Below are 13,075 nucleotides of genomic sequence, written 5' to 3'. Positions count from 1 at the left end.
TTGATGGAGGGTATTTTACCTGTATTTAAAGAACGTGGTTTAACAAGCCATGATGTTGTATTTAAATTGCGTAAAATTTTACATACTAAAAAAGTAGGACATACAGGCACATTAGATCCAGAAGTAAATGGCGTTTTACCAATTTGTGTTGGTGGTGCCACTAAAGTCAGTGACTATATCATGGAAATGGGTAAAGCATATCAAGCAACGGTTACGGTCGGTGTGAGTACAACTACTGAAGACCAAACTGGAGAGGTGCTAGAAACGAAAGCAGTCAGTAAAGATTTAACAGCTGATAAAATTGATGAAGCGATTTTATCATTTGTAGGTGAAATTGAACAAATTCCACCGATGTATTCTTCTGTTAAAGTGAATGGACGTAAGCTTTATGAGTACGCACGTAATAATGAAACAGTTGAGCGCCCTAAACGAAAAGTACGCATTTATGAAATTGAACGTAATTCTGAGATTCGGTATAAAGATGACACATGTTCATTTGATATATTTATACGTTGTGGGAAAGGGACATATATCAGAACGTTAGCAACTGATATCGGCAGAACATTAGGTTTTCCGGCACATATGTCTCAATTAACACGTGTAGAAAGCGGCGGCTTTTCTATCGATGAAAGTTTAACTTTGGATCAAATTGATGAATTATATAAGCAAGAAGCATTACAGGAAAAGCTATTTCCGATAGAATATGGTTTGAAAGGGTTGCCTCATATTCAAATTGACGACCCGAACATCAAAAAACGCATTTTAAATGGACAGAAATTTTATAAAAATGAATTTTCTGAAGCGATTGATGAAGTAACAGTGATGGAAGATAAAGAAACAGAAAAAGCCTTAGCGCTTTATATTCCGCACGCTGAGAAACCGAATGAAATCAAACCTAAAAAGGTATTTAACTAAAGGAGCATCGCAAAATGAAAGTAATTGAAGTTACACATCCAATTCAACCTGAGCAATATATACAAGAAGACGTTGCGATGGCATTGGGATTTTTTGATGGCTTGCATAAAGGACATGCGCAAGTCTTTCATACTTTAAATGAGATTGCGAAAAAACGTAATTTGAAAAAAGCGATTATGACGTTTGATCCCCATCCATCGGTTGTATTGAATCCTAAACAAAAAAGAACGGATTATTTAACGCCGTTAAGTGATAAAATCGAAATTTTAGAATCATATAACATCGATTATGTTATTATTGTGAATTTCACATCTAAATTTGCGGATGTTTCGATTGATGAGTTTGTGAACGAATATTTAATCGCAAACCATGTGAAAGAAGTCGTTGCAGGCTTTGATTTTACATTCGGCAAACATGGTAAAGGCAATATGTCTGTACTCCAAGAATTAAAAACACACTTTAATACAACGATTGTGAGCAAACAAGAAATGTTCTCAGAGAAAATATCAACAACTGAAATTAGAAAAGCATTAAAAGAAGGCGACTTGCAAAAAGCAAATGATGAACTAGGCTATCGTTACCGCATCAAAGGAACAGTAGTCCAAGGTGAAAAACGTGGCAGAACAATCGGGTTCCCAACAGCAAATATTGAACCGAGCGACGATTATGTATTACCTAAAAAAGGTGTGTACGCAGTCAGCTTAGCTATCGGTACAGAACAACGTATTTATAGAGGCGTATGTAATGTGGGTGTGAAACCGACATTCCATGATCCTAAGAAATCACATGTCGTGATTGAAGTGAATATCTTTGATTTTGAAGAAGATATTTATGGTGAACGTGTGATTGTCTTTTGGCACCACTATTTAAGACCGGAAATCAAGTTTGATGGTATTGATCCGCTTGTAGAACAAATGAATAAAGATAAAGAACAAGCGAAATATTTATTATCGGTTGATTTCGGTGATGAAGTATCTTATAATATTTAGGTCGGAATGATTACACATGTGGTAATCAAAACAAGATTAAAAACAGTCCTCACTCTTGGCAGGTCGATACTCCGACGCCTGACTCAGACTGGGGAGACTAAATTATTAAAGGAGGAAATTGACAATGGCAATTTCACAAGAACGTAAAGACGAATTAATCAAACAATACCGTGTACACGAAACAGACACAGGTTCACCAGAAGTACAAATCGCAGTATTAACTGCAGAAATCAATGCTTTAAACGAACACTTACGTACACACAAAAAAGACCACCATTCACGTCGTGGGTTATTAAAAATGGTAGGTCGTCGTAGACATTTATTAAACTACTTACGTAAAAAAGATATTCAACGTTACCGTGAATTAATCAAATCATTAGGTATCCGTCGTTAATCTTTTCTTAAGTAAAACGCTGATACCAGTTAGAGGAAAGGACCATCGTTGGTTGCTTTCCTTTTTTTATAGCTTAGATACGAATGTGCGTATAAAAATAATCATGTAAATGATATGATAGAATTATTAATGTAAAAGAGGTAGTAAGAGAAAGGAGATTCCTAATGTCTCAAGACAAGAAAGTGTTTAAGACCGAATGGGCAAACCGTCCGTTAACAATTGAAACTGGGCAGATGGCAAAACAAGCAAACGGTGCGGTACTCGTACGTTATGGGGATACAGTTGTATTATCTACTGCGACAGCATCAAAAGAACCGCGTGATGGAGATTTCTTCCCATTAACAGTTAACTATGAAGAAAAAATGTATGCAGCAGGTAAAATTCCTGGGGGCTTTAAAAAACGTGAAGGTCGTCCGGCTGACGAAGCAACTTTAACTGCGCGTTTAATCGATAGACCAATCCGTCCATTATTCCCTAAAGGTTACCGCCATGATGTTCAAATCATGAATATCGTGTTAAGTGCTGATCCGGATTGTTCACCAGAAATGGCAGCAATGATCGGTTCATCAATGGCATTAAGTGTATCAGATATCCCATTCCAAGGTCCGATTGCAGGGGTAAATGTCGGTTATGTTGATGGTCAATATGTAATCAACCCGACTGTAGAACAAAAAGAACAATCTCGTTTAGATTTAGAAGTTGCAGGCCATAAAGACGCAGTTAACATGGTTGAAGCAGGCGCAAGCGAGATTACTGAAAAAGAAATGTTAGATGCAATTTTCTTCGGTCATGAAGAAACCAAGCGTTTAGTAGCGTTCCAAGAGGAAATTATTGATTACCTTAAACCTGAGAAATCAGAATTTATTCCAGTTGAACGTGATGCAGAAGTCGAAGAAAAAGTAACTGCATTAACACAAGAAAAAGGTTTGAAAGAAGCAATTCAAACATTCGATAAAAAAGAACGCGAAGAAAATATCGACGCAGTTCGTGACGAAATTATTGAGATTTTCGAAGATGAAGAAGATCCGGAAAACGAAGCGTTACTAGCTGAAGTAAATGCAATCTTAAATGATTTAGTAAAAGAAGAAGTCCGTCGTCAAATTGCGGATGAAAAAGTACGACCAGATGGACGTAAGCCAGATGAAATTCGTCCATTAGAATCTGAAGTCGGTTTATTACCGCGTGCACATGGTTCAGGTTTATTCACTCGTGGTCAAACACAAGCGTTATCTGTATTGACATTAGGCGCATTAAGCGAATATCAATTAATTGACGGTTTAGGACCTGAAGTTGAAAAACGCTTTATGCATCACTATAACTTCCCGAACTTCTCAGTAGGTGAAACAGGTCCAGTTCGTGCACCAGGTCGTCGTGAAATCGGACACGGTGCATTAGGCGAACGTGCTTTGAAATATATCATTCCTGACACACAAGATTTCCCATATACAGTACGTATTGTCAGCGAAGTGCTTGAATCAAACGGTTCATCATCACAAGCATCTATTTGCGGTTCTACACTTGCTTTAATGGATGCAGGTGTACCAATCAAAGCACCAGTTGCTGGTATTGCGATGGGTCTTGTAACACGCGATGATAACTATACAATTCTTACAGATATTCAAGGTATGGAAGATGCTTTAGGCGACATGGACTTCAAAGTTGCCGGTACTAAAGATGGTATCACAGCAATCCAAATGGATATCAAAATCGATGGTTTAACTAGAGAAATCATTGAAGAAGCTTTAGAACAAGCACGTGTCGGCCGTTTAACAATTCTAGAACACATGCTTCAAACAATCGATCAACCAAGACCAGAATTAAGTGCGTATGCACCTAAAGTTGAAACAATGACAATCAAACCAGACAAAATCAGAGATGTTATTGGACCTGGCGGTAAGAAAATCAATGAAATCATTGATGAAACAGGTGTTAAACTGGATATCGAACAAGATGGTACTATCTTTATCGGTGCAGTAGATCAAGCGATGATCAATCGTGCGCGTGAAATTATTGAAGAAATTACACGTGAAGCAGAAGTGGGTCAAACATATAATGCGAAAGTTAAACGTATTGAAAAATACGGTGCGTTCGTAGAATTATTCCCAGGCACTGATGCGTTATTACACATCTCACAAATTGCGAATGAGCGTATCAATAAAGTTGAAGATGTATTGAAACTTGGCGACTCAATTGAAGTTAAAGTAACTGAAATTGACAGTAAAGGCCGTGTGAATGCATCTCACCGTGTATTATTAAATAAAGAAAACTAATAGAATATGAGATTGAATAAGAAGAATGCTTGTACAACTTGATGTTGCTTCACAAGCATTCTTTTATACATATGTACGGTTTAACATCGTGCTGGCCTATGGATTCATTAGTGTACATTAAAAAGATTTTAACTTATAATATAGAGTGAATACTTATATGGTCGGGGATTATAAATAGGAGGAGAAAAATTGAATTTAGTAAAGAAAAAGAATAATGATATTCGCATCATCCCGCTTGGCGGCGTGGGTGAAATTGCGAAGAATATGTATATCGTTGAAGTTGACGATGAAATGTTTATGTTGGATGCAGGTCTAATGTTCCCAGAAGACGAAATGCTGGGTGTCGACATTGTAATTCCTGATATTCAATATGTCATTGAAAATAAAGATAAATTAAAAGGTATATTCTTATCGCATGGACATGAGCATGCGATTGGTGCAGTCAGCTATGTTTTAGAAAAAGTTGACGCACCAGTATATGGTTCTAAATTGACATTAGCACTTGTTAAAGAATATATGAAAGAACGTAAAATTGATAAGAAAGTCAGATATTATACAGTCAACAATGAATCTGTAATGCGCTTTAAAAATGTCAATGTTTCATTCTTTAATACATCACATAGTATTCCAGATAGTTTAGGTGTAACGATTCATACGTCATATGGTGCAATTGTGTATACTGGTGAATTTAAATTTGACCAAAGTTTACAAGGCAACTATGCGCCAGATCTTAAGAAAATGACTGAAATCGGAGACGAAGGTGTCTTTGCGTTAATCAGTGATTCGACTGAAGCGGAGAAACCAGGTTACAACACACCTGAAAATGTGATTGAATCTCATATGTTAGATGCATTTACAAAAGTGAATGGCAGATTGATTGTGTCTTGCTATGCATCAAACTTTATCAGAATTCAACAAGTGTTAAATATTGCCTGCAAATTGAATCGTAAAGTCTCATTCTTAGGACGTTCACTAGAAACATCATTCAATATTGCACGTAAAATGGGATACTTTGATATTCCAAAAGACTTATTAATTCCAATTAATGAAGTTAAAAATTATCCGAAAAATGAAGTGGTAATTATTGCGACAGGTATGCAAGGAGAACCTGTAGAAGCATTGAACCAAATGGCGCGTCAAAAGCATAAAATTATGAATATCGAAAAAGGTGATTCAGTCTTCTTAGCCATGACAGCGTCAGCTAACATGGAAGTAATTATCGGTGACACGTTAAATGAATTAGCACGTGCCGGAGCAGATATCATCCCAAATAATAAGAAAATCCACGCATCAAGTCATGGTTGCATGGAAGAACTCAAAATGATGATTAACATCATGAAGCCAGAATACTTTATCCCTGTCCAAGGCGAGTTCAAAATGCAGATTGCCCATGCGAAATTAGCGGCTGAAGCAGGTGTAGCACCTGAAAAGATTTTCTTAGCTGAAAAAGGCGATGTCTTAAACTTCGATGGCGAAGATATGATTTTAAATGAAAAAGTAGAATCAGGTAACGTACTGATTGATGGTATCGGTGTCGGTGACGTCGGTAATATCGTTTTACGTGACCGCCATTTATTAGCAGAAGATGGTATTTTCATTGCGGTTGTGACTTTAGATCCGAAAAACAGACAAATTGCGGCAGGACCTGAAATTCAATCACGTGGTTTCGTGTATGTCAGAGAAAGTGAAGAATTGTTGAAAGAAGCGGAAGAAAAAGTACGCGAGATAGTGGAACAAGGTCTTCAAGAACGTCGTATTGAATGGTCTGAAATCAAGCAAAATATGCGTGATAAAATCAGCAAGTTGTTGTTTGAAAACACAAAACGTCGTCCAATGATTATCCCAATTATTTCTGAAGTTTAATTAAAAGTATGCAAGATTAACATACAAGAATGCTATGGTGTGCAAACATGCGTACCATAGCATTTCATCGTATAGCTCATATTTTAAACATGTGTAACTATGTGGTCTATACGTTAAATGTTAAAATAGAAGGATAGTAAGTTTAGCATGTGTGCGTATAGGCACCTTAGTTTGTCTGTACGCATAATACATATTCACTAAGACATATTTTATGGAAAAGAAGGTGTATGTTTTGGCACAAAGAAAGAAAAGAACAACAAATACGAAACGTAAAACGACAGCAAGAAGAAAAACCACAAAGAAAAAACAAAATGAAGCACCGTTACGCTATATTGCTGCGATTATTACGGTAGTGCTTGTTGTTCTAGGTGCCTTCCAATTAGGAATAATCGGAAGAGTAATTGATACCCTTTTCAATTACTTGTTTGGCTATAGTAGATACTTAACCTACATTCTCGTTATATTAGCATCAGGCTTTTTAGCTTATAACGGCAAGTTGCCGAAAACTAGAAGATTAACAGGTTCAATTGTGTTACAAGTTGCGTTATTATTTGCGACACAGTTGTATTTAGTCTTTACGAAAGGTGCTGCGGGCGACCGTGAACCTGTTATTTCTTATGTGTATCGTCAATATGATAAAACCCATTTTCCGAATTTCGGCGGCGGGGTGCTTGGTTATTATTTAGTTCATTTCTCTATACCGCTTGTATCCATTGTCGGCGTTGTCATCTTAACAATATTACTTTTTATTTCTAGTTTTATTTTATTATCTAAACAACGTCATCGTGATGTGGCTAAAATTTTCTTAGAGAAATTAAAATCAGGCAGTGAAAAAGCAGCAGTACATAGAAAAGAACGTAAAGCACGTCAAGCTGAGCGTGCAGAAGAAAAACAACGCCGTAAAGAAGAAAAAGCAGCAGAGCGTGCACAACAAGAAGAAGTGAAGGATGTCAGCGACTTTACAGAAGTTCCCATGTCAGAAGCAGAGAAGCAAGAAGCTGCGATTCCGATTTTCGGTGATGATCAAAAAGAAGAGACACCAAAACCAGCAGAACCTAAACCTCAAGCAGAACCTGCACCTAAAAGAAAACGTGAAAAACGTCAGTTGGTAGAACAAACACAAACAAATGAATCAACAGAATCATCTGAAGATATGGGCAGTATTTCTGAAGCGGGTGAAGTTGAAAATTCAGACTATCAATTACCGCCGCTTTCTATTTTGAATGAACCAGTGAAACAAAAAACGACATCACGTGCTGAAGTTCAAAAGAAAGGGCGACTGCTTGAAAATACATTGAAGAACTTTAATGTTAATGCGAAAGTAACCCAAATCAAAATCGGTCCGGCAGTGACTCAATATGAAGTACAACCAGCACAAGGGGTTAAAGTCAGCAAAATCGTCAACTTGCATAATGATATTGCGTTAGCTTTGGCTGCCAAAGATGTGCGTATTGAAGCGCCGATTCCTGGTCGTTCAGCAGTAGGTATCGAAGTACCGAATGATAAAATCGCATTAGTTTCATTAAAAGAAGTCTTAGATGAAAAATTCCCTTCTAAGAATAAATTAGAGGTAGGTTTGGGTAGAGATATATCAGGCGAACCTATCAGCGTAGAATTAAATAAAATGCCGCACTTGCTTGTGGCAGGTTCTACCGGAAGCGGTAAATCTGTATGTATCAATGGTATCATTACGAGTATTTTACTGAATGCGAAACCACATGAAGTAAAACTCATGCTAATTGACCCAAAAATGGTAGAATTGAATGTATATAACGGTATTCCGCATTTATTAATTCCAGTGGTCACAAATCCTCATAAAGCATCGCAAGCGTTAGAGAAAATTGTGGCGGAAATGGAACGTCGTTATGATTTATTCCAACATACGGGTACGAGAAATATTGAAAGCTATAATGATTATATGAAGCGTCAAAATGAGGAATTAGATGAAAAACAATCTCTATTACCTTATATTGTCGTAATTGTAGATGAATTAGCTGACTTGATGATGGTTGCAGGTAAAGATGTTGAGAATGCGATTCAACGTATTACACAAATGGCTCGTGCTGCAGGCATTCACTTAATTATTGCGACACAACGTCCATCTGTGGATGTTATTACGGGATTAATCAAGAACAATATTCCATCACGTATTGCCTTTGCGGTCAGCTCTCAAACAGACTCTCGTACGATTATCGACCGAGGCGGAGCTGAGAAGCTATTAGGTAAAGGGGATATGTTGTACTTTGGTAATGGCGGTTCTATTCAAACGCGTATCCAAGGTGCATTCTTAAGTGATCAAGAAGTTCAAAATGTAGTGAATTTTGTAATTGATCAACAAAAAGCGAATTATGTTAAAGAAATGGAACCTGGTACAACACCAGAGGGCGGAGAAAAGAAAAGTGAAGATCCGCTATATGATGAAGCTTATCAATTTATTGTCGAACAGCAAAAAGCGAGTACATCCCTTTTACAACGTCAATTCAGAATCGGTTACAACCGTGCATCACGTTTAATGGATGATTTAGAAAACAACCAAGTGATTGGACCACAACGAGGCAGTAAACCACGACAAGTATTAGTGGATTTAGATAATGGTGAGGTGTAATGATGACAAATACGAATTCGATATACAGAATTAAAGAATGGATATTAAATGAAATTGAAGAAGGTAACTTGCAACCGGGTGATCCGGTTCCAAGTACTTTATCAATCGCAAGAGAAGTTAACGCAAAAACTGATGATGTATATGATGCAGTGGATGAACTTATTACGGAACAAGTTTTAACACAAAACTTTGAAGCAACAGCGAGTGTTAAAACTTCTCAACCTTTCTTCTATCCACTTGATAAGTTGTTAAGCATCAGCAAAATGATTGAAAATGAAGGTTATAAAGCGGGCACAATCTTTATGAATTTAGATCAACAACCAGCAACAATGTATGATCGTAAAGCGCTGGATTTAAAAGAAGGCGAATTTGTCACGTTGATTGAAAGAATCAGAACCGCTGATGGTAGTCCTGTTGTTTATTGTTTAGATAAAGTGGCAACGAGTTACCTGACTTGTGCTGCATTTCAAGCGCATGATGAATCCATTTTAACTGCAATCAAAGCTTTTGCTGATATCAGTATCGCATATTCAGAAACAGAGATTGAATCGGTTAGCTATGAACCTAAAGTATCAGAAGCTTTAGAGTCAGCACCAAATGAAGCATTGATGCTATTAAGACAAATCCATTATGACCATCAAAACAGACCGATTCTTTACTCTTATAATTACTTCAAGAGTGAAGTAGTCAAATTTAAAACAATACGTAAAATTGAAGAAAATTAAGAAAGGGTGTGACAGTGTGAGTCAACAACACAATCATACAGAGCCGCGCATTAAGGTGATGCCGACGGATAAATTTAAAACAACAATTATCACATTCAAATTTATGGCACCGCTGGATGAAGAAACTATGACTGCGCGTGCCTTGTTAAGTAAATTACTTGTCAGAGCCACAAAAGAATGGCCGACAGATAAAGCGTTTAACAGAAAACTATCAGAGTTATATGGAGCTTATGTCAATAGTTTCGTGACAAAGTTCAAGGATAAACATGTCATCACAATTACATTAGAAATTGTGAACGAACGTTACTTAAAACATAAAGACCCTTTGTTTGATGAAGGTTTAGCATTACTTCAACAAATTCTTTATCATCCGTTAGTTGAAAACGAACGTTTCAATGAAATATTTGTGACACAAGAAAAGACATTATTGAAAAAGAAACTAGAAGCAATCAATGATAATAAAGCACAACTAGCTTTCTTAAAATTAATGAAAAACATGTTTGGCGATCAACCATATAGTTATCTAGCATCAGGTTTAATCGAACATATACCTCAAATCACACCAGAATTGTTATATCATACATACCAATCCATGTTAGAGAACGATGATTGTGCTGTTTATGTCGTAGGTAATGTCGATTCAGAAGAAGTCACAGACAAAATCAAACAACTGTTTGATATTAAACCACTACAACAAGTGTCTTCAGTCATTCAAGCACAACGTTCTAAAGACGAACTGCCGCAAACTATTGTAGAATATGACGAAATTGACCAAGCGAAGTTGAACATCGGTTATCGCTTCAACACATACTATGGACAACCAGATTACTATACCTTTGTGGTCTTCAACACAATGTTCGGTGGCGATCCATCATCTGTCTTGTTCAATGAAGTGCGTGAAAAACAAAGTTTAGCATATTCTGTACATTCACAAATTGATGGTAAGAATGGCTACATGTTTGTGTTAAGTGGTGTTTCTGCTGAAAAATATGAAGTTGCGAAAGATACGATTTTAGCGGAATTTGAAAAATTCCAACGTGGTGAATTCAGTGAAGAGAAATTAGAACTTGCGAAGAAAATTTTAATTTCACAACGTAATGAATCACAAGATCGTCCGAAAAGTATGGTAGAAATTGCGCATAATCAAATCTTATTACCGAAAGATTTAACAAATGGTAATTATGGACAAAAAATTCACGATGTGACGAAAGAAGATGTTATTCGTCTCACACAAAGTGCCATCCTAGATACGATTTATGTGTTGACGAAGGAGGACGAAGCATAAATGAAAAAACGTTATTATGAGTTAATCGATGAAACAGTATATGAAGCGCAAATGGATAATGGCTTAAAAGTTTTTATCATTCCAAAGCCAGGGTTCCAAAAAACATTTGTTACATATACGACACAGTTCGGTTCATTAGACAGCAAATTTAAACCTTTAGGCAGTGATGAATTTGTGACAGTACCGGATGGTGTTGCGCATTTCTTAGAACATAAATTATTTGAAAAAGAAGAAGGCGACTTATTTACTGACTTTGCGGAAGATAACGCACAAGTCAATGCCTTTACAAGTTTCGATCGCACAAGTTATTTATTTAGCGCAACCTCAAATGTAGAGTCGAACATTTTACGTTTGATGAACATGGTAGAGACGCCTTATTTCACTGAAGCAACAGTTGAAAAAGAAAAAGGGATTATTGCTGAAGAAATAAAAATGTATCAAGAACAACCAGGTTATAAGCTAATGTTCAATACATTACGTGCAATGTATAAACAACACCCTGTTAAAGTAGATATTGCTGGCAGTGTTGAAAGTATTTATGAAATTACAAAAGATGATTTATATCTTTGCTACGAAACATTTTATCATCCATCTAATATGGTGATGTTTGTTGTAGGTAATGTCGATCCTGAACGTATTCATGATTTAGTTCGTGATCATGAAGCAAAACGAGAATTGACAGCACAGCCTGAAATTGTACGCGATAACTTAGAAGAGCCTGAAGCAGTTCAACAAACCAAAGTGGTTGAGGAAATGAATATTCAAATTCCAAGATTGATGCTTGGCTTTAAAAACGTACCGCAACAAGCATCAAAAGAAGTCTTTATGAAACGTGATATTGAAATGACATTCTTCTTCGAAATGGTATTAGGTGAAGAAACAGACTTCTATCAAAACTTATTAAATGAAGGCTTAATTGATGATACATTTGGTTATCAATTTGTGTTAGAACCTTCTTACAGCTTCTCTTTAATTACAAGTTCAACACCAGACCCAGATAAGTTGAAGTCATTATTGTTGGATGAGTTGAAAGCTAAGGTCGGCAATTTAGAAGATGAAGAAGCCTTTGAATTGTTGAAGAAACAATTTATTGGAGAGTTTATTTCAAGTTTGAACTCACCAGAATATATTGCGAATCAATATACAAAACTTTATTTCGAAGGTGTCAGCTTATTCAATATGTTGGACATTGTAGATAGTATTACGTTAGAGAGTATTAATGAAGCGGCAGAGAAAAGTTTAAACTTTGATCAAATTGCTGACAGCAGACTGGAGATTAAGAAGTAAATGAAAGCATTAGTCATTGGAGGTTCTGGCTCTATTGGTTCCGCTATTGTAGAACAATTATTGTCAGATGGTTATGAGGTCATTGTTCATTATAATCAATCGTCACCAGATCAGCTGAAAGCTAAATATGAGAGTCAGAATGTATCGTTTGTACAAGCGGATTTGACGCATGATATAAACATGGAATCTGTATTTTCATTTATTCATAATTTGGATGTTTTAGTTTATGCAGCTGGTCGCAGTTTATATGGCATGTTTCAAGATATGACAGCAACAGACATTGATGCATGTTATCAGTTGAATGTTAAAAACATGATGCTTATTACACGTTTCTTTTTAGAACAATTAAGAGCAAGTGCTCATGGCCGCATTTTAATTATCTCTTCAATATGGGGAGAAACAGGTGCGAGCATGGAAACTGTTTATTCTGCGATGAAAGCGGCACAAATCGGTTTTGTGAAAGCTTTAAGCCAAGAACTTGCGATGACAAATATTACAGTCAATGCTGTGACACCTGGCATGGTCAGTGGTAATATGGCAGATGAGTTTGAACCTTCTGAATTAGCAACTATTATTGATGAACTGCCACAACAACGTATGGTTACACCAGATGAAGTTGCGTACACATGTGCTTATCTTTATGATAAACGTGCACAAAGTGTCACAGGTACAATACAGAAAGTCAATGGCGGTTGGTATATTTAAACATGAATTCCATATTCATATACTTAGAGATAATGTA

General features: G+C 36.5%; 10 protein-coding genes. All 10 read left to right on the top strand.

Annotation, left to right across the window (positions count from 1 at the left end; all coding sequences use genetic code 11):
• The 10 genes from truB (at nucleotide 1) to ymfI (ending at nucleotide 13,038) form a co-directional block, all read left to right on the top strand.
• The gene (truB, locus tag HMPREF2937_RS05695) at nucleotides 1-915 is read left to right on the top strand and encodes a tRNA pseudouridine(55) synthase TruB (RefSeq protein ID WP_180364620.1); all 915 of its coding nucleotides are present in this window, start codon (nucleotides 1-3) and stop codon (nucleotides 913-915) included.
• A gap of 14 nt (nucleotides 916-929) precedes the next feature.
• Entirely contained in the window at nucleotides 930-1,904 is a 975-nt protein-coding gene (locus tag HMPREF2937_RS05690; RefSeq protein WP_002480718.1) for a bifunctional riboflavin kinase/FAD synthetase, read from the top strand.
• Between the two features lie 124 nt (nucleotides 1,905-2,028).
• Entirely contained in the window at nucleotides 2,029-2,298 is a 270-nt protein-coding gene (rpsO, locus tag HMPREF2937_RS05685; RefSeq protein WP_002480719.1) for a 30S ribosomal protein S15, read from the top strand.
• Between the two features lie 164 nt (nucleotides 2,299-2,462).
• The gene (gene pnp, locus HMPREF2937_RS05680; protein WP_070864191.1) at nucleotides 2,463-4,568 is read left to right on the top strand and encodes a polyribonucleotide nucleotidyltransferase; all 2,106 of its coding nucleotides are present in this window, start codon (nucleotides 2,463-2,465) and stop codon (nucleotides 4,566-4,568) included.
• Nucleotides 4,569-4,757: 189 nt separating this feature from the next.
• Entirely contained in the window at nucleotides 4,758-6,431 is a 1,674-nt protein-coding gene (rnjB, locus tag HMPREF2937_RS05675) for a ribonuclease J2 (protein ID WP_002480721.1), read from the top strand.
• Between the two features lie 232 nt (nucleotides 6,432-6,663).
• Nucleotides 6,664-9,036 (top strand): FtsK/SpoIIIE family DNA translocase, encoded by a 2,373-nt coding sequence (locus HMPREF2937_RS05670; protein ID WP_002480722.1) that lies wholly within the window; start codon nucleotides 6,664-6,666, stop codon nucleotides 9,034-9,036.
• A 2-nt stretch (nucleotides 9,037-9,038) separates the two neighbouring features.
• Nucleotides 9,039-9,761, top strand: a complete 723-nt coding sequence (locus HMPREF2937_RS05665) for a GntR family transcriptional regulator (protein ID WP_002480723.1) — start codon at nucleotides 9,039-9,041, stop codon at nucleotides 9,759-9,761.
• Nucleotides 9,762-9,819: 58 nt separating this feature from the next.
• Entirely contained in the window at nucleotides 9,820-11,046 is a 1,227-nt protein-coding gene (gene yfmF / locus HMPREF2937_RS05660; RefSeq protein WP_180364621.1) for an EF-P 5-aminopentanol modification-associated protein YfmF, read from the top strand.
• On the top strand, nucleotides 11,047-12,333 hold the full coding sequence (yfmH, locus tag HMPREF2937_RS05655; protein WP_070864189.1) for an EF-P 5-aminopentanol modification-associated protein YfmH: 1,287 nt from the start codon (nucleotides 11,047-11,049) through the stop codon (nucleotides 12,331-12,333).
• Nucleotides 12,334-13,038: an elongation factor P 5-aminopentanone reductase gene (gene ymfI / locus HMPREF2937_RS05650; RefSeq protein ID WP_070864188.1), complete on the top strand. Its 705-nt coding sequence runs from the start codon at nucleotides 12,334-12,336 to the stop codon at nucleotides 13,036-13,038.
• Nucleotides 13,039-13,075 lie beyond the last annotated feature (37 nt).

The sequence above is a fragment of the Staphylococcus sp. HMSC061G12 genome (genome assembly GCF_001838465.1).
Classification (GTDB): domain Bacteria; phylum Bacillota; class Bacilli; order Staphylococcales; family Staphylococcaceae; genus Staphylococcus; species Staphylococcus simulans.
Note: the sequence above shows the minus strand (reverse complement) of the source record. Positions and strands in the feature narration are given on the sequence as shown.

Excerpts from the sequence above, each read along its gene's own strand:
- HMPREF2937_RS05690 (WP_002480718.1), top strand. The coding sequence starts at position 930 with ATGAAAGTAATTGAAGTTACACATCCAATTCAACCTGAGCAATATATA.
- rpsO (WP_002480719.1), top strand. The coding sequence starts at position 2,029 with ATGGCAATTTCACAAGAACGTAAAGACGAATTAATCAAACAATACCGT.
- pnp (WP_070864191.1), top strand. The coding sequence starts at position 2,463 with ATGTCTCAAGACAAGAAAGTGTTTAAGACCGAATGGGCAAACCGTCCG.
- HMPREF2937_RS05665 (WP_002480723.1), top strand. The coding sequence starts at position 9,039 with ATGACAAATACGAATTCGATATACAGAATTAAAGAATGGATATTAAAT.
- yfmF (WP_180364621.1), top strand. The coding sequence starts at position 9,820 with ATGCCGACGGATAAATTTAAAACAACAATTATCACATTCAAATTTATG.
- yfmH (WP_070864189.1), top strand. The coding sequence starts at position 11,047 with ATGAAAAAACGTTATTATGAGTTAATCGATGAAACAGTATATGAAGCG.
- ymfI (WP_070864188.1), top strand. The coding sequence starts at position 12,334 with ATGAAAGCATTAGTCATTGGAGGTTCTGGCTCTATTGGTTCCGCTATT.